The sequence below is a fragment of the Domibacillus mangrovi genome (genome assembly GCF_001906925.1).
GTDB classification, from domain to species: Bacteria; Bacillota; Bacilli; order Bacillales; family Domibacillaceae; genus Domibacillus; species Domibacillus mangrovi.
This window is the reverse complement of sequence record NZ_MRWQ01000001.1, coordinates 228,694-250,793: the sequence shown is the minus strand read 5'-3', so window position 1 is coordinate 250,793 and position 22,100 is coordinate 228,694. Positions and strand designations below refer to the sequence as shown.

Here is a 22,100-nt window from a genome sequence, read left to right as displayed (position 1 = left end):
TTTTATGACAGCAGCAATTATTGATGGAAAAGCAATCGCAAAAGACATTCGTGCCGAATTAAAAGAAGAAATCGAGGCGCTCAAACAGACAGGTATGACGCCAGGACTTGCTGTCGTTATTGTGGGTGACGACCAGGCGTCTCACACGTATGTCAACAGCAAGGAAAGAAGCAGCAAAGAAATCGGCATTCATTCGGAAGTTCACCGTTACCCGGCAGACTATACAGAAGAAAAACTGCTTCAAAAAGTGGAAGAACTGAACAATGATGACCGTATTCATGGTATTCTCGTGCAACTGCCGCTTCCAAAACATATTTCGGAAGATAAAGTAATCGACGCGATTGCACCGGAAAAAGACGTGGATGGATTCCATCCAGTGAATGTTGGCAAAATGGTAATCGGTAAAGATTCATTTTACTCTTGTACGCCATACGGCATCATTAAAATGCTGGAAAAAGAAAATATCTCACTTGAAGGAAAACATGTGGTGGTGATTGGACGAAGCAATATCGTTGGTAAACCAGCAGCGCTTCTTTCATTGATGCATAACGCAACTGTGACAATTTGTCATTCCCGCACGAAAGATCTTCCAGCGATTACACGTCAGGCAGACGTTGTGATTTCAGCAGTAGGCATCGCCAATTATGTTACAGCAGATCATATTAAACCAGGTGCTGTTGTGATTGATGTTGGAATGAATCGGAATGATGCCGGTAAATTGTGCGGAGACGTTGACTTTAACAATGTGAAAGAAGTAGCAGGCGCGATTACACCGGTTCCAGGTGGCGTTGGTCCTATGACGATCACGATGCTTTTATTCAATACAGTCAAAGCTGCTAAAGCAAAATCAGCAAAATAAAGTGAACAGCCGATTCATGAAACTGTCTTTCCGATCATGCTATAATCGGAAAGACAGTTTTTTATTTGAAGAAAAAGGTGAACAGAAATGGAAGCCAATCAATGTTTGACCGTAAAGTCACTAACTAAATATATAAAGCGAAAATTTGATGCGGATCCGTATTTAAAAGACGTAGCCGTAAAGGGGGAGATCTCCAACTTTAAGCATCATTCGAGCGGACATATGTATTTTACGCTGAAAGACGACAGTGCGCGCATTTTGGCCGTTATGTTTCTTGCGGCGAATCGGTCATTAAAGTTTCGGCCGGAAAACGGGATGCAAGTCGTATTGACAGGTGATATAACCGTTTATGACTCGAGTGGACAATACCAAATGTATGTGAAAAAGATGCAGCTGGACGGTGTTGGCGATCTTTATTTTGCTTATGAACAGCTGAAAAAGAAACTAGAGCAAGAAGGGTTATTTCAGGCGGATCGAAAAAAGCCAATCCCCGCATACCCAACATGTGTAGCCGTTATCACTTCGCCGACCGGCGCTGCTGTGCGTGATATTATGACGACGATGAATCGGCGCTATCCGGCTGTTGAAATGTTGATTTATCCTGCACTAGTTCAGGGAGAAAAAGCAGCCGCTTCGATTGTATCGCAAATAGAGCGGGCCAATTTGGATAAACGGGCAGATGTCATCATTGCCGGCCGGGGCGGCGGATCTATTGAAGAACTGTGGGCATTTAATGAAGAACGGGTTGCCCGTGCGATTTGTGCATCACGTATACCAGTGATTTCAGCCGTCGGCCACGAAACCGATTTTACGATTGCTGATTTTGCAGCAAATTTGCGGGCTCCGACACCGACTGCCGCCGCCGAGATGGCAGTGCCGCACGTGGAGGAAGTAGTCGAACGTCTTTTATCAAAGCAAAAACGGCTCACCCGGGCAACAGCCGAGATGGTCCGTGCATCGCGCAATCGTCATCAAGCAGTGATGAATGCCTATATAATACGTTATCCGCAGGCACTATACAGACAACAGTCTGAACAGGCAGACAGACTGCAGGAAAGGTTAATCCGCATCACGCAATCGATTTTTGACGGTAAAAAAATAGCAGCTGATCATGCTGCATCTCGACTTCAGCGACAGGGCCCTGAGCAGCGCATTCAAATAGAAACAACGCAATTAAATAAAATAAACCAGCGCCTCCGTTATATGGCAGAGTCAGCAGTAGAAGATAAAAAAGGCCGTTTTGAAAGAACGATTTCACTGCTTCATGCATTGAGTCCGCTCAAAGTGATGGAAAGAGGGTACAGTTTAACATATCATGATGATACATTAGTAAAATCCGTACAAGATGTGAAAGCGGGCGATAAAATTCGCATTAGGCTGGCGGACGGCACGTTGTACACAGATATTCAATCAATCGGAGGGAAAGACGATGAAATCTGAAGAATTAAGCTTCGAACAAGCGATGGAACGGTTGGAAAAAATTACAGCCCGCCTGGAAGAGGGGGATGTACCGCTTGAAGAAGCACTCGAAGAATATAAGCGCGGTATGGAATTATCTGCACTTTGTCATACTAAATTAAAAAAAGCAGAATCAGATTTAGCCAAAATTGTGACAAAAGAAGGGGAAGAACCGTTTCAATTGGATGGTGAGGAATAATGACAAATATTAAAAGGTATATCGAGGAAAAGTCTTTCGTTTTTGAACCGTATTTACTTGAACGTGTGGAAATACTCGAAGCACCTGTATCAATTAAAGAATCAATGGCATATTCATTGAAAGCAGGCGGAAAGCGAATTCGGCCGATGTTGTTGTTAGCAGTGCTGGAAACGTACGGTCAAAAAGCAGAAAAAGGACTCGACGTAGCATGTGCGCTTGAAATGATCCATACATATTCTCTCATTCACGACGATTTGCCGGCGATGGATGATGATGCACTGCGGCGAGGCCAGCCAACAAACCATAAAGTATTTGGTGAAGCAACAGCGATTCTGGCAGGAGACGGGCTGTTAACATATGCATTTGAACTGATTGCATCGTCAACTGCTCATTCTCCTGAACATTTGATTAAACTTATTCAAATGCTTGCTTCTGCTGCCGGACCTGAAGGAATGGTCGGTGGACAAATGGCTGACATGGAAGGCGAAAAGAGAATGCTGTCACTGCCTGAACTTGAGTACATACATCTTCATAAAACAGGCCGTCTTCTTGCTTTTAGTGTGATGGCCGGTGCATTAATCGGCGGTGCGGATAAACGGGAAACAGCATTGCTTGAAAAATATGCCCAACATATCGGTCTTGCGTTCCAAATACGTGATGACATTCTTGATGTGGAAGGGACGGAAGAAGAAATTGGAAAGCGTGTCGGAAGTGATGAGTCCAACGAGAAAAGCACGTACCCGTCCCTTCTTTCTATGGCTGGAGCGAAAGAAAAGCTGGCAGAAGAATTAAAAGGGGCTTATGATGCACTTGCCTCACTTGGTCGTCCTGCGCCATTGCTCGAATCATTCGCAAGCTTAATTGTTGAGCGCACCACCTAATATCGGAAATTGGTTAGCATCTGTAAACATATGCTATAATAGCGATACATTCCAACAATGATCTGAAACAGATATGAAAGTGAGTTGATCCATTTGGATCTTTTATCAATAACAGACCCATCTTTTGTGAAAAAAATGAACGTACATGAAATGGAACAATTAAGCATAGCAATCCGAAAATTTTTAATTGAAAAACTGTCTGTAACAGGCGGCCATATTGGTCCAAATCTTGGCGTAGTCGAGTTGACTGTAGCGCTCCATCACTGCTTTAGAAGCCCGAATGATAAATTTTTATGGGACGTCGGCCATCAATCGTATGTTCATAAAATTTTAACAGGCCGCGCAGATAAGTTTGATACATTGCGCCAGTATAAAGGACTGTGCGGTTTCCCAAAAACGGCGGAAAGTGAACATGATGTTTGGGAAACAGGCCATAGTTCAACATCTCTATCTGCTGCAATGGGTATGGCCATTGCCCGAGACTTGAAAAAAACGGATTCACATATCGTTCCCATCATAGGGGACGGTGCGTTAACAGGCGGCATGGCGCTTGAAGCATTGAACCATATTGGTCATGAAAAAACGAATATGATTGTTATTTTAAATGATAACGAAATGTCGATTGCACCGAACGTCGGTGCCCTACATGGCATACTTGGGCGTATGCGGACAGGTGGCAAATACAACAAACTTAAAGATGAATTCGAATTAATTTTAAAACGTATTCCCGCTGTTGGCGGAAAAGTGGCAAATACAGCAGAACGTTTAAAAGACAGCTTAAAGTATTTGCTCGTCCCAGGCATGTTTTTTGAAGAATTAGGATTCACATATTTAGGCCCAACGGATGGTCATAGTTTTGACGATTTAATTAAAAGTTTAGAACAGGCAAAACGGACAGAAGGACCAGTACTTGTTCATGTCATTACGAAAAAAGGAAAAGGATATAAGCCAGCCGAGACAGACAAAGTCGGTTCATGGCATGGAACCGGGCCGTATAAAATGGAAACCGGTGCGATCATTAAAGCAAAAAATGAACCGCCGGCGTGGAGCGCGCTTGTCAGTGAAACGGTGCGTGAAATTGCCCGTACAGATGAGCGTGTTGTCGCGATTACACCGGCGATGCCCGTCGGATCCAAACTGCTCGGTTTTGCAGAAGAGTTTCCAGATCGAATGTTTGATGTCGGGATTGCAGAACAACATGCGGCAACGGTTGCAGCGGGACTAGCTACACAAGGAATGAAGCCATTTCTAGCCATTTACTCGACATTCCTTCAGCGCGCGTACGATCAAGTAGTTCATGACATTTGCCGCCCCAATTTAAATGTATTCATTGGTATCGATCGATCTGGACTTGTCGGTGCAGATGGAGAAACTCATCAAGGCGTATTTGACATTGCGTTCCTGCGTCATTTGCCCAATATGGTGCTAATGATGCCGAAAGATGAAAATGAAGGTCGTCATATGGTCAATACAGCGATTCAATATGACGGTGGCCCGATTGCAATGCGTTTCCCTCGGGGCAATGGTCTCGGTGTTGAGATGGACCCTAAGATGACGACGATCCCAATCGGTTCATGGGAAGTGTTAAAAGAAGGAACAGATGCTGTTATTTTAACATTTGGTACAACCATTCCGATGGCAATGGAGGCTGCATTGGTGCTCAATGAACGTGATGTTCATGTCAAAGTGGTCAATGCCCGTTTCATCAAACCGTTTGATAAATCAATGATGGACGATCTGCTTAGTGAAAATATACCGATTTTGACGATTGAGGAAGCGGTTCTGGAAGGTGGATTTGGCAGTGCGGTACTTGAATATGCGCAGGAATCAGGCTTCCACAGTGCCGTCATTGACCGGATGGGCATCCCAGATCGGTTTATTGAACACGGAAGCGTTAATAAACTGCTTGAAGAAATTGATCTAACGGTGGAAGAAGCGGTGCGTAAAATGGCAGCACTCGTGCCCGAAAAACAAGAGGAAAGAGCATAATGATGGCAAAAAAAGAACGAATTGATGTATTGCTCGTTGAAAAAGGATTAATGGAAACGAGAGAAAAAGCGAAACGAGCCGTTATGGCTGGCATTGTGTATTCTAATGAAGAACGCATCGATAAACCAGGTGAAAAAATCCCAATTGATGCACCTCTTGAAATAAAAGGAAAAACAATGCCGTACGTCAGCCGCGGAGGCTTAAAGCTTGAAAAAGCATTGCGTGTATTTGATGTGACTGTACAGGATAAAATATTAATTGACATTGGTGCATCAACAGGCGGTTTTACCGACTGTGCCTTGCAAAACGGTGCAACACTTTCGTATGCACTCGATGTCGGCTATAATCAGTTGGCCTGGAAGATGCGACAGGATGAACGGGTTGTCGTCATGGAGCGGACGAATTTCCGTTACGTGAAGCCGGCTGATTTGTTGAAAGGAATGCCGCAATTTGCGGTGATCGATGTTTCGTTTATATCACTCTCCCTTATTTTACCTGTTTTAAAAACACTGCTCGTGGCGGGAAGCGACGTTGTAGCACTAGTTAAACCTCAATTTGAAGCCGGCCGCGACCAAGTCGGCAAAAAAGGGATTGTACGTGATAAAGTCATTCATAAAGCAGTGATTGAAAAAATTGTAAATCTTTCTTCGCAGCTCGGTTACGTCGTCGTGAACCTTTCGCATTCACCGATTACAGGCGGCGATGGCAATATTGAATTTTTACTGCATATTCGCTGGCCGGGTGAAGGCAATGAAGGCATTGTGCGTTTACCGATTACGCCTGAACAGGCCGTGGAAGCAGCTCATCATGAATTTAAAGAAAAAAGTTGATCAAATTATGTTCAACTCCGAGTGGCCGGCTCTTTCATTGAAAAAGAAGCCGGCTTCTTTTTATATACTTTTCAAAATAAATACAGTATGATAATGTATAAATAAGTATAATTATACATTATGAGGTGGGTATTATGAATAAAGGGCAGCGACATATTAAAATTAGAGAAATGATTGCGAACAACGAAATTGAAACACAGGATGAACTTGTTGAATTGCTAAGAGAAGCGGGTTATAACGTGACACAAGCAACGATTTCACGTGATATTAAAGAACTGCATCTAGTAAAAGTACCATTAATGGATGGCCGTTATAAATATAGTTTGCCTGCAGATCAGCGATTTAACCCCTTGCAAAAATTAAAACGTTCACTTGTTGATTGTTTCGTCAGCATTGATTCAGCAGGCCATTTTGTCGTTATGAAAACATTGCCTGGCAACGCTCAGGCGGTCGGCGCATTAATTGATAATCTGGATTGGGAAGAAATTATGGGTACGATTTGTGGCGATGACACTTGTTTGCTTATTTGTCGTGCACCAGAACAGACAGAAGTGGTATCTTCCCGTTTTTTAGAAATGCTTTAATAAGGATGTGACGATCGTGCTTCAAGAATTATCGATCCGCCATTTTGCGATTATTGATGCGCTTGAATTATCATTTGAACGAGGATTAACTGTCTTAACAGGGGAAACAGGAGCAGGGAAATCAATTATCATTGATGCATTGCAATTGTTAACCGGTGGACGAGGCTCCGGTGAATTTGTCCGGCATGGTGAGAAAAAAGCAGAGATTGAAGGGATGTTTACCTTGAATGAAAACCATCCCTGTTTTCACGTATGTCGTGAATTTGGTATTGATGTAGAAGAGGAAGCGGTCATTTTGCGCCGTGAAATTTCCGCGGCCGGCAAAAGTGTCTGTCGTGTGAATGGTAAAATGGTCACGCTGTCGATTTTACGTGAAATTGGTTCTCGTTTAATGGATATTCACGGCCAGCATGAGCACCAGGAATTAATGAACGCGGGGAGTCATCTTCGCTTGCTGGATGATTTTGGCGGGGCAGCGATTCAATACGCAAAAGAACAATATAGAAACATTTATAATCGTTATGAGCATTTACAAAAAGAAATACGTCGTCTCAGTGAAAATGAACAAAATTTAGCTCACCGTCTTGATTTAATTCAATTTCAATTTAATGAAATTGAAAAGGCAGAATTAACAATAGGCGAGGAAGAAAAATTGGAGTCAGAAAGGCAGCAATTAGCTAACTATGAAAAGTTGTATGCTGCGTTATCGGAAGCTTACAGTGCGCTATCTGGTGATGGAAAAGCGCTTGATTGGCTTGGATTAAGTGTAAACGGACTTGAATCCGCAGCAGGCATTAATGATGAATACAAGTCACTTTACGATGCTGCGGCTAACAGTTTTTACGTTCTTGAAGATACTGTACGCGATGTAAGTTCTATTCTCGATACACTTGAGTTTAACCCCGCAAGGTTGAATGAAATTGAAAGCCGGTTAAACGAAATCAATCAATTAAAACGAAAGTATGGAGCGACAATTGATGATATTTTACAGTATGGCCATAAAATTGCGGAAGAAATGGACCAATTGACGCATCGTGAAACACATGTGAGCCGTTTACAAAAAGAATTGATGGCAATAGAAGTAACACTTACAGCAGAGGGGAGGGAATTGTCTAAACTGCGCCATTCATATTCGAAGAAATTAGAAGAAGCGATTCACCGTGAACTAAAAGAGTTATATATGGAAAAAACGGCCTTTAGTGTGCATGTTCAGTCAGAAAATGGACAATTTAAAAAAGATGGCATAGATCAAATTGAATTTTATATGACGACTAATCCTGGAGAACCGCTTAAGCCGCTTGTGAAAATTGCCTCTGGAGGTGAAATGTCACGGGTTATGCTAGCAATGAAAACGATCTTTTCCAAACATCAAGGTGTCACGTCGATTATCTTTGACGAAGTGGATACAGGTGTAAGTGGCCGTGTTGCACAAGCGATTGGCGAAAAAATTTATAAAATTGCCGTTTATTCACAAGTGCTTTGTATTTCTCATTTGCCACAAGTGGCTGCTATGGCGGATACACATTTATATATTCAAAAAAGCCATGATAGAAAGCGGACGAGCACAGTCGTAACACCGCTTAGTGAGGATGAAAAAGCAGTAGAAATTGGAAGAATGATTTCCGGTGTAGAAATGACGGATTTGACGAAAGAACATGCGAAAGAATTGCTTACATTATCCGCAAAATTAAAAAATTCAGCTGTTTGAAATGACATCCATCTTCGCCCCATATTACCGTTATAATCATACCTCCCTCCGGACAAAGTAACAAGGCAAGACAAGAAGGAGGGAGTGGTATGACGGTAAGAAAAGCATCATATCGATATCTTTTTTCATTTTTGTTAATGTTATCTATAGGGATTGGCTCAGGAACAGCCATTCAAGCAGAACAGGCAGAACAGGATTTGTTACAGTCAGCGGGTTTTCCAGCAGCAAAAGAAGAACGGGAACGTATTTTTGTCATACCGGGTGGTCAATCAGTGGGTCTTCAATTGCAGACGAAAGGGTTGTATATTGTCGGGTTTCATTTCATTGGTACATCGGGTGACAAACAGTCACCTGGAGAGTCAGCTGGACTCCTGCCAGGTGACGTTATTGTAAGTGTAAATGAAAAGAAAATAACCGAGCCGCAGTCAATTCGGCCACTTGTTCAATCAGCAGGCGAACAAAATAAGCCGCTTCAATTATCAGTGCTGCGCGGAAAAAAGAACATTCAGATAACAGTCACCCCGATAAAGGATGGAGAAACAAATACGTATAAACTAGGTGTGTACATTAAAAACCGGACAGCAGGCATCGGGACATTGACATTTTTTGAACCTAAATCCAAAAAATATGGTGCACTTGGTCATATCATTAGTGATGTACAGTCTGGACAGCCATTTTCACCAATAAAAGGAACAATTCATCCAGCTCAAATTACTGGTATTCAAAAAGCAAAGGAAGGGATTCCTGGTGAAAAAACAGCCGTTATTCCGGATGGGAAAAAATGGGGAACCGTAACGTCGAACACTCCATTCGGTATTTTCGGTCGTCTTTCTGCAGATATTGATGGCGGGAGGCTTTATCCTGCTGCTCATCCGGATGAAGTTGTTGAAGGACCAGCTGAAATTTTGACAGTTACTGAAAATGAAACTGTTGAAATGTATAAAGTGTCGATCACACGTACTATTCAACAGACAAAACCAGAAATAAAAGGAATGATCATTAAAATGACCGATACTCGCTTAATTGGCAAAACAGGTGGGATTGTACAAGGAATGAGCGGAAGTCCAATTATTCAAAACGGTCGAATTATTGGAGCAGTCACCCATGTATTTGTTAATGATCCGCTTTCGGGTTATGGTGTTCATATTGACTGGATGTTAAAAGATGCAGGAATTATTTAAAAAGAGGGCATTTGCCCTCTTTTTGACGAAAAAAGAAAAGAAAAACGTCGAAAAATGACATAAAATTGTGTAAAATATATATTTTCAGTTTTTTAAAGGTTTTCATTCCTCTTTGTCGAAAATTCCATTAGAATGGTATTAGTAAGGTTAAAGTGGATAAGGAGGAAACGAATGTGAGTAAAATTAAAGTAGCAATCGTAGATGACAACAGGCAGCTTGTTCAGCTGCTCGAAGAAGTTATTTCAAGTCAGGATGATATGACAGTTGTAGGTACAGCATACAATGGACAAGAATGTTTAACGATGCTTCCAGAAATAGAGGCAGATGTTTTAATTCTTGATATCATAATGCCGCATATGGATGGGCTTGCCGTTTTGGAACGTTTAAATATCAGTGAGCAGGAGAAATTGCCGCATGTTATTATGCTGACGGCATTTGGACAAGAAGATGTAACGAAAAAAGCCGTTGAATTTGGTGCATCTTATTTTATGTTAAAACCATTCGACATGGATAGCCTGATTAGCCAAATTCGCCAGGTGAGCGGAAGTGAAAATCCAGTTCAACATATGGAACATCGGGAAACGATGAAAAAACCAAAGAAAAATATTGATGCGAGTATTACGGCCGTCATTCATGAAATTGGTGTACCAGCTCATATTAAAGGTTATTTATATTTACGTGAAGCGATTACGATGGTTTTCAATGATATTGAATTACTAGGATCGATTACGAAAGTACTTTATCCAGAAGTTGCCCGTAAATATAACACAACACCGAGCCGTGTTGAACGTGCAATCCGCCATGCAATTGAAGTGGCTTGGAGTCGGGGAAATATGGAGTCTATTGCTAAAATGTTTGGCTATACGGTGTCTGTCACAAAAGCAAAACCAACAAATAGTGAATTTATTGCGATGGTCGCGGACAAATTACGTATTGAATATATGGCTTCGTAAAGGTTTAAAACAGTGATAAATTCATTATCTCAAGACTATAAAGTAAAATGGACGTCGATAACTTCATCGCAGCACTTTCAATTTCTTAGTATAGTTAACTAAAAAATTGAAAGTGTTTTTTCGATTGAAAAAAATAAAACCTTGGTTTATATCAATATTATGTTTAAAAAAGATCATTTAATTGGAAAGGTTGTTTCTGATACAATAGATTAGCAGGCGTTACCATCTTTATGGTGGAAAAGAAGAAACAGCCGGAAAAACAAGAAGAGCGGTTTCAACCAAACATCTGATTGAGGCCGCTTTTCGTTATTCTTTATCCTGAAATTTTGGTTGCACTTTATTTTGCTTCCGGTCACGTCTAAAAATAAAGCCGGCCACAAAACCGAGACCGCCGAGAAACAATAGCAAACCAGCTATAAATTGCATCCATAAAAAAGGAAATGGAGGCTGTAAAATACCAAAAAGCATGTCGCGTATTAATTTAATCCCCACTCCGGCAAGAAAGCCAGGAACGACGAGAATAAGTAAAGCAATGATGCGGATCATTGATCGAAACCCTCTTTCAAAAAGTCTTATTCACAAATCATAACGCACCCGTATCATTTGTCAAGAAAGCCTCGTCAACATTTAAAATAATAAAAAATCAACTTATCACATGACATAGTTTTAAAAACTGTATACAATGATGATAGGATATATATGAAGGGGCGAATAAATGTGGTGAAAGAATACGATCTTGTCATTTTAGGCGGAGGAACAGGTGGCTATGTATCAGCCATTCGCGCCGCACAAGCTGGGCTTACAACAGCCATCGTTGAAAAAGAAAAGCTAGGCGGCACATGTCTACATAAAGGCTGTATTCCAACGAAAGCTTTGCTTAGAAGTGCGGAAGTGTTTAGAACAGTTAAAGAAGCAACTGTATTTGGCATAGAGACAGAAAATACATCGCTTCAGTTTAAGCATGTACAGGAAAGAAAAGAAAAAATTGTTCATACGTTATATAACGGGGTACAATCATTAGTGAAGAAAGGTAAAATAGACATATACAGCGGGGTTGGTAGATTACTTGGTCCATCTATATTTTCACCGATGGCCGGCACGATTTCCGTTGAAATGAACGATGGGACGGATAACATTATGCTTGTTCCTAAACAGGTCATTATTGCGACCGGGTCCCGTCCGAAAATATTACCAGGTTTTGAAGTGGATGAAGAATGGATTTTATCGTCGAATGAAGCACTTCAACTTCAAGAAGTACCATCGTCTGTCATTATTGTTGGCGGAGGGGTGATTGGCATTGAATGGGCATCAATGCTTGCTGATTTTGGTGCAAACGTAACTGTTATTGAATATGAGGACCGTATAATCCCGACTGAAGATGAGGATGTTTCAGCAGAGATGGCTCGTCTGTTAACAAAGCGAGGCATACGGATTATGACCGGTGCAAAAGTGCGCCCAGATACAGTAGAAAAAAAGCAAGGTGTGATTCGGGTAGAAGTAGAAACGAAGAATGGCCTACAAGTAGTTGAAGCAGAAAAAATGCTTGTTTCTGTCGGCCGTGCTGCAAATATTGAACACATTGGACTGGAAAATACAGAAATTATCGTTGAAAATGGGTATATTCAAGTGAATGATAGGATGCAAACAAATGAATCTCACATTTATGCGATTGGCGATGTGATCGGCGGGCTGCAGCTAGCACATGTTGCATCTTATGAAGGGATCACAGCAGTGGAACATATAGCAGGAGGGGATATTCATCCGATTGATTATACGACAGTCTCCAAATGTATATATTCAAGCCCTGAAGCTGCGAGTGTTGGATTGACTGAACAGGAAGCTAGAAAAAAAGGGTTTCAAGTGAAAACAGGTAAGTTTCCGTTTCAAGCGATTGGGAAAGCACTCGTTTTTGGTGAAAATGATGGATTTGTGAAAATTGTTGCGGATGAAAAAACAGATGATTTACTCGGTGTTCATATCATTGGCCCGAATGCGACAGAACTTATTTCAGAAGCAGCATTAGCACGCGTTCTTGATGCATCAGCTTGGGAAGTAGGTACGATGATCCATCCGCATCCAACATTGTCTGAAGCGATTGGTGAAGCGGCGCTGTTAGTCGATGGTAAAGCCATTCATATGTAAAAGGAGAATAAACATGGAAAATAGACATAAAAACATGGGGTTATCTGATGAAACAGTGCTTGCGATGTATGAAACGATGCTGCTTGCGCGCCGGATAGATGAACGTATGTGGTTATTAAACCGGTCGGGCAAAATCCCATTTGTTGTATCTGGACAAGGTCAGGAAGCTGCACAGGTCGGCGCTGCATTTGCACTCGACCGCAGTCAAGATTACATATTGCCATATTATCGGGACACGGGCATTGTGCTGGCGTTTGGCATGACGGTTAAAGAATTAATGCTGTTCGTATTTGCTAAAGCAGAAGATCCAAACTCAGGCGGCCGGCAAATGCCTGGTCATTACGGACAAAAGAAAAACCGGATCGTCACAAATTCATCGCCGGTTACGACACAGGTGCCTCATGCAGTAGGCATTGCGCTCGCCGCAAAAATGGAGAAAAAAGACTGTATATCATTCGTTACATTCGGTGAAGGATCATCCAATCAAGGGGATTTTCACGAAGGAGCGAATTTTGCAGGGGTTCATAAGCTTCCAGTTATCTTAATGTGTGAAAATAATCAATATGCGATTTCAGTACCGGCAGATAAGCAGCTCGGTTCTGCCAAAGTGTCGGATCGGGCTATTGGCTATGGCATGCCTGGATATAGAATTAATGGAAATGATCCGCTTGAAGTATATCAGTATGTGAAAGAAGCGGCGGATCGTGCACGACGAGGCGAAGGGCCGACATTGATTGAAACGATGATGTATCGTCTGACACCGCACACATCCGATGACGATGATCGTTCGTATCGTACGGCAGAGGAAGTGGAAAAAGCGAAACTGGAAGACCCAATGATTACATTCCGTACATATGTGAAAGAAACGGGTGTTTTAACGGATGACCGGGAACAGCAAATGGAACGTGATATTGAGCAATTGATCAATGAAGCGACCGATTATGCTGAACAAGCACCGTATGCAAAACCGGAACAGGCACTCGACTTCGTTTACGCTGAAACAGAACAGGAGGGGACCAGGTAATGCCTGTTATTTCTTATATTGATGCTGTTACAATGGCGCTCCGAGAAGAAATGGAGCGCGATTCAAATGTGTTTATTCTTGGAGAAGACATTGGGAGAAAAGGTGGCGTTTTTAAAGCGACGCAAGGACTGTATGAACAGTTTGGAGAGGAACGGGTACTTGATACGCCGCTTTCTGAATCTGCTATTGCAGGTGTTGCGATTGGCGCAGCGATGGTCGGGAAGAGGCCTGTTGCTGAAATGCAATTTGCCGATTTTATCATGCCGGCAGTCAATCAAATTATTTCAGAAGCCGCCCGTATTCGCTATCGCTCAAACAATGATTGGGACTGCCCAGTTGTCATACGTGCCCCATATGGTGGAGGCATTCATGGCGCGCTTTATCATTCGCAGTCTGTTGAAGCGATTTTTGCCAATCAGCCTGGTTTGAAAATTGTCATGCCGTCAACACCTTATGATGTGAAAGGATTGTTAAAAGCAGCGATTCGAGATGAGGATCCGGTCCTGTTTTTCGAACATAAAAAAGCGTATCGATCCATAAAAGGAGAAGTACCAGAAGCCGATTATGTGCTGCCAATCGGAAAAGCGGATGTGAAACGAAAAGGGGACGATATAACCGTTATTACGTACGGCTTGTGCGTTCATTTTGCTATGCAGGCTGCCGAAAAATTAGCGAAAGACGGGATTGAAACGGAAGTTGTTGATTTACGTACGGTGTATCCACTCGATCAAGAAACAATCATTGAGTCAGCTGCAAAAACAGGAAAAGTACTGCTCGTGACAGAAGATAATAAAGAAGGAAGCATTATAAGCGAGGTGTCGGCGATCATTGCAGAAAATTGCTTGTTTGATCTCGATGCGCCGATTCAGCGGCTCGCGGGACCTGAGATACCGGCTATGCCATATGCACCGACGATGGAGAAATATTTTATGATGAATCCTGAAAAAGTCGAGAAAGCAATGCGAGAGTTGGCTGAATTTTAACTGTTTGTCAGAAAGGGGTTTTTCAACATGGTGATACAACATATAACAATGCCGAAGCTTGGAGAGAGTGTCACGGAAGGTACGATTACAAAATGGCTCGTGACACCAGGCGACCATGTAAATAAATATGAACCAATTGCAGAAGTGTTAACGGATAAAGTAAGCGCCGAAATTCCGTCATCGTTTACAGGGGCTATACAAGAAATTGTAGCGAATGAAGATGAGGTATTGTCTGTTGGAGACGTTATTTGCACGATTGAAACAGAGGAAGCACAAGCTGTCCAAACGCAAGAAGAAGTCATTCAATCGACACACACAACTGTCATAGATAATCGTACCCGTTATTCACCTGCTGTCTTAAAACTTGCACAGCAGCACGATCTTGATTTAAAGGCAATGAAAGGGTCAGGGAAAGGCGGCCGGATTACAAGAAAAGATGTGCAGGCACTTATTCATGCCGATGAACAGCCGCAACCTGCCGAAACTCAGTCTAGACAGGGGCAGATGCGCCTTGCCGAAACTCAGCCTGTTGTTGTACCACACATAGGAAGTGGTGATGGCGACACGATTGTTCCACTAGATAGTGTGAAACAAAGTGTTGCGGCTAATATGGTGCGCACGAAACAGGAAGTACCGCATGCGTGGATGATGATTGAAGTCGATGTAACAAAACTCGTTGGATACCGTGATTCTATCAAGAAGTCATTTAAAGAAAGTGAAGGCTATAATATTACTTATTTTGCTTTTTTTGTGAAAGCCGTGGCCCGGGCATTAAAGGAATTTCCAGAAATGAATGCGATGTGGGCAGGCGACCATATCGTCCGTAAAAAAGATATTAATATTTCCATTGCAGTAGCGGCCGATGATAAATTGTATGTACCTGTTGTAAAGCAAGCCGACGAGAAATCGGTGAAAGGCATCGCAAAAAATGTAGTTGACCTTGCACAAAAAGCACGCTCCGGTATATTGTCATCAGAAGATGTCAATAGCGGTACATTTACCGTGAACAACACCGGTTCATTTGGTTCTGTACAGTCGATGGGTATTATTAATTACCCGCAAGCAGCGATTTTACAAGTTGAATCGATTGTGAAGCGGCCGGTTATCATCGATGGCATGATCGCTGTGCGCGACATGGTGAACCTTTGCTTATCAATTGATCACCGTGTGCTTGATGGACTTATTTGCGGGCGTTTTATGCAACGCGTGAAAGAATTGCTCGAAAGTGCGTCGGAAGAAACAATGCCGCTATATTAAAAAAAGGTGTTTTCTCAAGTGAGAAAACACCTTTTGATTATTTAAATAATCCAGCGATGGCATCTACAATCGACTGAAGAAAGTCAAGGATGGACTGAAGAATGCCTTGTCCTTCTTCTGAGCTTTTAAAGCTGTCCCATTGTTCTTTCGCTTTATCAATTTGTGAATTAACTTGATCCCAGTTAATGTTCAAGTTTTTCATTTTATCAAACAATGATGCGAGCTGATCTCGTTGCGAATCACTTAGTTGAATATTCAATTCATTTGAAATGTTGTTAATGATCACTTTAATTTCCTGAATAGTCTGTGGATTTTGTACGGCGACTTCTTCCTTAATCCGTTCGATTAGATTTGTTGCTTCTTCCTGACCGATTTCATCGCCTAGTTTCGCTGTTGTGACCATTTCTTCATTTGCGACTTGCTTTTGCTCTTCCGGAATTTTTTCACCGGTTGTCGACTCATATGCTTTAATAATTCCAGTTAAGGCAGCCGTACCAGATACTTTAAACGGCGCGGTAATATAAATTTCTGCATCTTTTACGCTCGCTGTTGTCAGCGCGTTTGTGTACATTTCTTTTGAAACCCACGTAATATTTTTCGTTTCGACATTTAGGCCAGCACCAGACTCAGCTGTTGTAATTTTACTAGAAGAGATCGCATTCGTTCCGATTTGTGCTTTTGGAATGTAGTCACCTAAATATTGATGTTCTTCTGCATTTGAAACCGTAATGGTCTGCACATCAGCAGGTACGTCCATTTCTTTTAGCAGCTGTTCTTTTTGGAGAGGTGTCAGATTTTCGCCGAGTGTGACAATGATGTCACCGGGTACGCTATCCGCTGAGACGACGGTCCCCAAACTAAAAAGGACAATAATAAGCAGACTAAATAGTTTTCTCATGTTTTCGCTCCTGAATAAAAAATTGCTCTTTAAAAAAAGAGATACTAATAGAATAGCATGCCATTCATAAATTTTCACGTTTTGTCCTATACCGATTGCCTCCCCTGTACCGTTTATAATACAATCAAGGAGAAAGAAATGTGTTTCTTTTTCGCTAGCGCTTCAAAATGAAAACGATTTCAGCAAAAGGGGTGGAAACATGAAGGAACAAACCTTTCCGGCTGTTACATTGGAAGAATGGAAACAGGCTGCACGGTCGTCTTTAAAGGGAAAGTCATTGTCTGAACTGTATACAGAAACGGCAGAAAATATTAAATTGAAGCCGCTTTACACGAAAGCCGATGTAAAAGGGGGACAATCCTCGCTGCCAGGAGAAAAACCGTTTACGAGAGGGTTTGACCGTTTAGGTACATTTCCAAAACAGGCGATAGAATTAGCTATTGACCCTGTATCAGAAGGTGCAGCAGCAGGTGTTTTTCCATCAAAAGAAGTGCTAGAACACATACATAATCAGTCATTTATTACGGTCAACATTGTACCTTACCACATGGCAGGTGCAAACGCTGTGCAGGAACTGGCTGTGGCTTTATCCGAAGCCGTCTTTTATATGAAAATGGCCTCTAATAAAAATGAAATGGTCTCGAAAATGATTGTTCATTTCGCTGTAGGACCACGATTTTTTACGGAAATAGCGAAAATCCGCGCATTCCGGACGCTTTGGTCGGCAGTCATGGATGTATACGAACTAGATGAACGATCGAAGCCAGCAATCAGTGTGGAAACGAGTGAACAGACGTTATCAGCGCTTGATCCACACGTTAACATTTTACGTACGGGCAGTGCTGCGTTTTCTGCTGTGCTGGGCAATATTGATTACTTGCATGTTTTGCCGTTTAATCAGGTAACTAGAAGTGTAACAGAGTTGTCTGAACGGATTGCCCGCAATATTCCGCTAATTTTGAAACATGAAGCGCATCTTGATAAAGTGATTGATCCTGCAGGCGGTTCTTATTACATTGAGTCGTTAACGAATGAAATCGGCCGTATGGCATGGGATGAATTTGCCGGGATAGAAGAAGTAGGCGGAATTGAACACGTACTTAAAGCAGGAACGATACAAAAAGAGATTGCTGCTGTACAGGTGAAACGAGAAAAAAAGATAGGGACCCGCAAACAGTTGTTAATAGGTACGAATATATATGCAAATATGACCGAAGAACATAAATATGTACAACAGAAAACAAAAAGATCAAACATGGAAGGCGAAAAAATTGTAATGCTTACGCCAAAAAGATTGGCAGAGCCGTTCGAGCAGCTTCGTCAAAAAGTGGCGGCGATTGAACAAACTGATAAGTCTGTAAAGGCAGGCATTATTTGCCTCGGTAAGTTGAAAACGAATAAACCGCGTACAGATTATGTAATGGGTATACTCGCTGTGGGGGGCATTCAGACGGTACTGTCTGAAAACATTGAAACAGTGAAAGAAGCAGTCCGATTTGTTGAAACGAATGACTTTCCATACTATTGTATTTGCGGATCAGATTCAACGTATGAACAATTCGGATCAGAACTCGTAGAAGAGTTGAGAAAAGTGTCGGGGGAAGCAGTCATTAATGTGGCTGGAAAATGGCAAGTACCGGGGCTAGATGGCTTCATTGCGCCTGGAGAAAATATTGTGGACAAATTATGGGCACTGCTTTCATTATTTGAAGGGGGGACCGAACGTTGAATTTAAAGGACTATAATCCATTTAAAGAAAGAGTCAAAAAACCGCTTGATGAATGGATAGCAGCGCTGGAACAGGACGTGAAAAAATCATTCGATGATTTGTCGTTTGAAACGAATGAATCGATCCGGCTGAAAGCTATTTATACAGAAGAAGATATAAAGTCACTTGGCCATATAAACGATTATCCGGGTATTGCTCCTTATACACGTGGCCCATATCCGACGATGTATGTGAATCGTCCGTGGACCATCCGCCAGTATGCAGGTTTTTCGACTGCGGAAGAAAGTAATGCGTTTTATCGGCGTAATCTGGCGATGGGCCAAAAAGGGCTGTCCGTTGCATTTGACTTGCCGACACACCGGGGCTATGATTCGGATCATCCTCGCGTCGTTGGCGATGTTGGAAAAGCAGGTGTGGCTATTGATTCAGTGGAAGATACAAATATTTTATTTGACGGCATTCCACTGGATCAAATGTCGGTGTCGATGACGATGAACGGAGCCGTTTTGCCTATTATGGCTTTTTACATCGTTACAGCTGAAGAACAGGGTGTGACGCGTGAAAAGTTGTCCGGTACGATTCAAAATGACATTTTAAAAGAGTATATGGTACGTAATACGTATATTTATCCGCCGGAAACATCGATGCGGATTATTGCTGATATTTTCGACTATACATCAAAAGAGATGCCGAAGTTTAACTCGATCTCTATTTCTGGCTACCATATGCAAGAAGCAGGAGCAACGGCTGATATTGAACTTGCGTATACGCTCGCGAATGGTCTTGAATACGTAAGGACCGGGCTTGCTGCAGGCATTGATATTGATTCGTTTGCACCGCGCCTGTCGTTTTTCTGGGCGATCGGTATGAATTATTTTATGGAAGTCGCAAAAATGCGCGCAGCCCGCCGTATATGGGCACAGCTGATGAAGTCGTTCAATCCGTCTAATGAAAAATCAATGGCCCTTCGTACGCATTCGCAGACATCGGGATGGAGTTTAACGGAGCAGGATCCGTTTAATAATGTCACACGTACGTTAATTGAAGGACACGCAGCCGCGATGGGTCATACACAGTCATTGCATACAAATGCTTTAGATGAAGCGATTGCACTCCCGACGGATTTTTCGGCGCGCATTGCCCGCAATACACAATTATTTTTGCAGGAAGAAACAGGGATCACGAATGTCATTGATCCATGGGGCGGTTCGTATTATGTAGAAGCGCTGACGAATGAATTGATGGAGCGTGCGTGGGCTCATATTGAAGAAATTGAAGAACTGGGCGGAATGACGAAAGCCATTGAAACGGGACTTCCAAAAATGAAAATTGAAGAAGCAGCAGCCCGTCGTCAAGCTAAAATTGATTCCAATGAAGAAACAATCATTGGGGTGAATAAATATCGACTAAAAAAAGAAGACCCCATTGATATTTTGGATATTGACAATACAGCGGTCCGTTTGAAACAAATAGAGCGAATTGAAAAAACAAGAGCAAATCGTGATGAAGTGAAGGTAAAGAGTGCACTAGATGCCATTACAGTGTCTGTACAGTCCGGTGTTGGCAACTTGCTTGAACTTGCAGTGGCAGCTGCAAGGTTACGAGCGACTCTTGGGGAAATTTCCGATGCCGTTGAAGCGGCGAGCGGGAGACATAAGGCGGTGATCAGGTCCGTCAGTGGTGTATACAGTGCTCATTTTTCTGATTCAGAGCAAATAACGTTCGTCCAGCAGTTAACAGCGGAATTTGAAGAGCAAGAAGGACGCCGTCCGCGTATTTTAGTTGCCAAAATGGGACAGGATGGTCATGATCGAGGAGCGAAAGTAATTGCTACAGCCTATGCGGATCTCGGTTTTGATGTCGATATAGGGCCGCTTTTCCAGACGCCAGAAGAAACAGCAAAACAAGCAGTAGAAAATGACGTTCATGCAGTTGGTTTTAGTTCACTTGCAGCTGGTCACAAAACATTGTTGCCGGCATTAGTGGAGGAACTGAAGAAGCTTGGCCGCGATGATATCGTCGTGTTCGTTGGCGGTGTCATTCCAGCACAGGATTATGACTTTTTAAAAGAAAAAGGAGCAGCAGCTATTTTTGGACCTGGTACTGTTATTCCGGTATCTGCCCAGGTCATTTTAGAGAAAGTGTATGATCGGCTTGGTTACGAGGAAGTGATAGAATGACGGAAGAACAACAATATGTCAGAAAAGGCGTGACGGGTGCACATGATGGTATGGCAGCGCCACAGCGGAAAACGTTCCGGAAAAAAAAATCAGTATTGCCGGATTTAAATGTGATGGTAGATGGTATCGTGAATGGTTCAGTAAAAGAATTGGCGAAAGCGATTACGTTTATTGAAAGCAATGCAGCCGATCATTATAAGTATGGGCAAGATCTGTTGCAAAAGCTATTGTCTCATACGGGAAATGCAATTCGGATCGGGATCACGGGTGTACCCGGTGCCGGGAAGAGTACATTCATCGAATCATTTGGGATGATGCTATGCGATGCGGGTTACCGCGTCGCTGTGCTCACCATTGACCCTAGTTCATCTCTTTCAGGTGGCTCTATTTTAGGAGATAAAACGAGAATGGAGCAGCTTGCCAAACACCCGAATGCCTTTATACGGCCGTCTCCATCTGGCGGCACATTGGGAGGTGTCCACCGTAAAACGAGAGAAACGCTTGCTTTATGTGAAGCGGCCGGATATGATGTGGTTTTAATTGAAACGGTCGGCGTCGGGCAAAGTGAATTCATCGTCCGCAGCATGGTCGACTTTTTTATGCTCCTTGCACTGACCGGAGCAGGAGATGAGCTTCAAGGGATGAAAAAAGGCATTATGGAGCTAGTGGATGCTGTCGTTGTTAATAAAGCAGATGGTGCAAATAAGTCCCTTGCTGAGAAAACGAAGCGGGAATACAATCAAATCTTGCATGTTCTGCAGCCGGCAACGAAAGGCTGGGAATCAAAAGCGTATACGTGCTCGGCATTGAAAAATGAAGGAATCGATATGATCTGGACGATGATCAAAGAATTTAGACAGGTGACGGAGAAGAGCGGTGTTTTGATTGAGCGCCGCCGCTTTCAGACGAAAGAATGGCTCCATACACTCATTATGGAAAAACTCAAAAATCAATTTTACCGGCATCCATACGTGAAAGAACAGATTGGCCAGTTAGAGCAGGATGCAATGAACGGCGATATTCCACCGTCGCAGGCTGCGGAACAACTATTTAAACAAGTGTATGGAACAGAGACAATCTAATAATTTTAGATGGTAGCCAAAAGTGAAATGCTCTGTTGCCGAGCTTTGAAGCAGCCAGGACAGGCACGATGAATTAAAAAAGACCACCCGGATAAATCCGGATGGTCAAATACAGGGAGTTTAAGGGTATGGATTTAGTTGCCTTACTATTTTACCCTGAGAA

19 protein-coding genes are annotated in these 22,100 nt (G+C 42.5%); 17 read left to right on the top strand and 2 right to left on the bottom strand.

Features of this window, described 5'->3' with window-relative positions:
* Positions 1-4: 4 nt before the first annotated feature.
* The 10 genes from folD to spo0A all read left to right on the top strand — a co-directional run bounded on the left by folD (position 5) and on the right by spo0A (position 10,642).
* Positions 5-859: a bifunctional methylenetetrahydrofolate dehydrogenase/methenyltetrahydrofolate cyclohydrolase FolD gene (gene folD, locus BLL40_RS01210; RefSeq protein ID WP_073710085.1), complete on the top strand. Its 855-nt coding sequence runs from the start codon at positions 5-7 to the stop codon at positions 857-859.
* Positions 860-946: 87 nt separating this feature from the next.
* Positions 947-2,299, top strand: coding sequence for an exodeoxyribonuclease VII large subunit (xseA, locus tag BLL40_RS01205; protein WP_073710084.1), 1,353 nt, complete (start codon positions 947-949; stop codon positions 2,297-2,299).
* Positions 2,289-2,516, top strand: coding sequence for an exodeoxyribonuclease VII small subunit (gene xseB, locus BLL40_RS01200; protein ID WP_073710083.1), 228 nt, complete (start codon positions 2,289-2,291; stop codon positions 2,514-2,516). Before xseA ends, xseB begins: the two co-directional genes overlap by 11 nt.
* The gene (locus tag BLL40_RS01195) at positions 2,516-3,397 is read left to right on the top strand and encodes a polyprenyl synthetase family protein (RefSeq protein ID WP_073710082.1); all 882 of its coding nucleotides are present in this window, start codon (positions 2,516-2,518) and stop codon (positions 3,395-3,397) included. The genes xseB and BLL40_RS01195 overlap by 1 nt, the downstream gene beginning before the upstream one ends.
* A gap of 93 nt (positions 3,398-3,490) precedes the next feature.
* Positions 3,491-5,386 (top strand): 1-deoxy-D-xylulose-5-phosphate synthase, encoded by a 1,896-nt coding sequence (gene dxs / locus BLL40_RS01190; RefSeq protein ID WP_073710081.1) that lies wholly within the window; start codon positions 3,491-3,493, stop codon positions 5,384-5,386.
* 2 nt (positions 5,387-5,388) lie between these two features.
* Positions 5,389-6,216 (top strand): TlyA family RNA methyltransferase, encoded by an 828-nt coding sequence (locus BLL40_RS01185; protein ID WP_173799881.1) that lies wholly within the window; start codon positions 5,389-5,391, stop codon positions 6,214-6,216.
* 134 nt (positions 6,217-6,350) lie between these two features.
* Positions 6,351-6,800, top strand: a complete 450-nt coding sequence (gene ahrC, locus BLL40_RS01180; RefSeq protein WP_073710079.1) for a transcriptional regulator AhrC/ArgR — start codon at positions 6,351-6,353, stop codon at positions 6,798-6,800.
* Positions 6,801-6,816: 16 nt separating this feature from the next.
* On the top strand, positions 6,817-8,508 hold the full coding sequence (gene recN / locus BLL40_RS01175; RefSeq protein WP_073710078.1) for a DNA repair protein RecN: 1,692 nt from the start codon (positions 6,817-6,819) through the stop codon (positions 8,506-8,508).
* 89 nt (positions 8,509-8,597) lie between these two features.
* Entirely contained in the window at positions 8,598-9,689 is a 1,092-nt protein-coding gene (spoIVB, locus tag BLL40_RS01170; RefSeq protein WP_073710077.1) for a SpoIVB peptidase, read from the top strand.
* Positions 9,690-9,862: 173 nt separating this feature from the next.
* Entirely contained in the window at positions 9,863-10,642 is a 780-nt protein-coding gene (gene spo0A, locus BLL40_RS01165) for a sporulation transcription factor Spo0A (RefSeq protein ID WP_073710076.1), read from the top strand.
* Positions 10,643-10,948: 306 nt separating this feature from the next.
* Here spo0A and BLL40_RS01160 read toward each other — a convergent pair whose 3' ends face one another.
* Positions 10,949-11,188, bottom strand: a complete 240-nt coding sequence (locus BLL40_RS01160; protein ID WP_073710075.1) for a DUF2627 domain-containing protein — start codon at positions 11,186-11,188, stop codon at positions 10,949-10,951.
* 171 nt (positions 11,189-11,359) lie between these two features.
* Here BLL40_RS01160 and lpdA point away from each other — a divergent pair, with 171 nt between their 5' ends.
* Genes lpdA through BLL40_RS01140 form a run of 4 tightly spaced genes read left to right on the top strand, consistent with a single transcriptional unit; the run spans position 11,360 to position 16,048 of the window.
* Positions 11,360-12,784: a dihydrolipoyl dehydrogenase gene (gene lpdA, locus BLL40_RS01155; protein ID WP_095532808.1), complete on the top strand. Its 1,425-nt coding sequence runs from the start codon at positions 11,360-11,362 to the stop codon at positions 12,782-12,784.
* A gap of 13 nt (positions 12,785-12,797) precedes the next feature.
* Complete coding sequence (locus BLL40_RS01150; protein WP_073710073.1) at positions 12,798-13,808, top strand: thiamine pyrophosphate-dependent dehydrogenase E1 component subunit alpha; 1,011 nt, start codon at positions 12,798-12,800, stop codon at positions 13,806-13,808.
* Positions 13,808-14,791, top strand: coding sequence for an alpha-ketoacid dehydrogenase subunit beta (locus tag BLL40_RS01145; RefSeq protein ID WP_073710072.1), 984 nt, complete (start codon positions 13,808-13,810; stop codon positions 14,789-14,791). Before BLL40_RS01150 ends, BLL40_RS01145 begins: the two co-directional genes overlap by 1 nt.
* 27 nt (positions 14,792-14,818) lie before the next feature.
* Positions 14,819-16,048, top strand: coding sequence for a dihydrolipoamide acetyltransferase family protein (locus BLL40_RS01140; protein WP_073710071.1), 1,230 nt, complete (start codon positions 14,819-14,821; stop codon positions 16,046-16,048).
* A 37-nt stretch (positions 16,049-16,085) separates the two neighbouring features.
* Here the strand turns inward: BLL40_RS01140 and BLL40_RS01135 are convergent, their stop codons facing one another.
* Complete coding sequence (locus BLL40_RS01135; protein WP_073710070.1) at positions 16,086-16,946, bottom strand: DUF1002 domain-containing protein; 861 nt, start codon at positions 16,944-16,946, stop codon at positions 16,086-16,088.
* 199 nt (positions 16,947-17,145) lie between these two features.
* Here BLL40_RS01135 and BLL40_RS01130 point away from each other — a divergent pair, with 199 nt between their 5' ends.
* The 3 genes from BLL40_RS01130 to meaB are packed head-to-tail and all read left to right on the top strand — an operon-like array spanning position 17,146 to position 21,937.
* The gene (locus BLL40_RS01130) at positions 17,146-18,675 is read left to right on the top strand and encodes a methylmalonyl-CoA mutase family protein (RefSeq protein ID WP_073710069.1); all 1,530 of its coding nucleotides are present in this window, start codon (positions 17,146-17,148) and stop codon (positions 18,673-18,675) included.
* A gap of 56 nt (positions 18,676-18,731) precedes the next feature.
* Positions 18,732-20,855: a methylmalonyl-CoA mutase gene (gene scpA, locus BLL40_RS01125; RefSeq protein WP_425429388.1), complete on the top strand. Its 2,124-nt coding sequence runs from the start codon at positions 18,732-18,734 to the stop codon at positions 20,853-20,855.
* On the top strand, positions 20,852-21,937 hold the full coding sequence (gene meaB / locus BLL40_RS01120) for a methylmalonyl Co-A mutase-associated GTPase MeaB (RefSeq protein WP_073710067.1): 1,086 nt from the start codon (positions 20,852-20,854) through the stop codon (positions 21,935-21,937). The genes scpA and meaB overlap by 4 nt, the downstream gene beginning before the upstream one ends.
* Positions 21,938-22,100: the final 163 nt, after the last annotated feature.

Bases quoted from the DNA above. Each gene is read 5' to 3' on its own strand.
- folD (WP_073710085.1), top strand. From the start codon at position 5: ATGACAGCAGCAATTATTGATGGAAAAGCAATCGCAAAAGACATTCGT.
- xseA (WP_073710084.1), top strand. From the start codon at position 947: ATGGAAGCCAATCAATGTTTGACCGTAAAGTCACTAACTAAATATATA.
- xseB (WP_073710083.1), top strand. From the start codon at position 2,289: ATGAAATCTGAAGAATTAAGCTTCGAACAAGCGATGGAACGGTTGGAA.
- BLL40_RS01195 (WP_073710082.1), top strand. From the start codon at position 2,516: ATGACAAATATTAAAAGGTATATCGAGGAAAAGTCTTTCGTTTTTGAA.
- BLL40_RS01185 (WP_173799881.1), top strand. From the start codon at position 5,389: ATGGCAAAAAAAGAACGAATTGATGTATTGCTCGTTGAAAAAGGATTA.
- ahrC (WP_073710079.1), top strand. From the start codon at position 6,351: ATGAATAAAGGGCAGCGACATATTAAAATTAGAGAAATGATTGCGAAC.
- spoIVB (WP_073710077.1), top strand. From the start codon at position 8,598: ATGACGGTAAGAAAAGCATCATATCGATATCTTTTTTCATTTTTGTTA.
- BLL40_RS01160 (WP_073710075.1), bottom strand. From the start codon at position 11,188: ATGATCCGCATCATTGCTTTACTTATTCTCGTCGTTCCTGGCTTTCTT.
- BLL40_RS01150 (WP_073710073.1), top strand. From the start codon at position 12,798: ATGGAAAATAGACATAAAAACATGGGGTTATCTGATGAAACAGTGCTT.
- BLL40_RS01145 (WP_073710072.1), top strand. From the start codon at position 13,808: ATGCCTGTTATTTCTTATATTGATGCTGTTACAATGGCGCTCCGAGAA.
- BLL40_RS01140 (WP_073710071.1), top strand. From the start codon at position 14,819: ATGGTGATACAACATATAACAATGCCGAAGCTTGGAGAGAGTGTCACG.
- BLL40_RS01135 (WP_073710070.1), bottom strand. From the start codon at position 16,946: ATGAGAAAACTATTTAGTCTGCTTATTATTGTCCTTTTTAGTTTGGGG.
- BLL40_RS01130 (WP_073710069.1), top strand. From the start codon at position 17,146: ATGAAGGAACAAACCTTTCCGGCTGTTACATTGGAAGAATGGAAACAG.
- meaB (WP_073710067.1), top strand. From the start codon at position 20,852: ATGACGGAAGAACAACAATATGTCAGAAAAGGCGTGACGGGTGCACAT.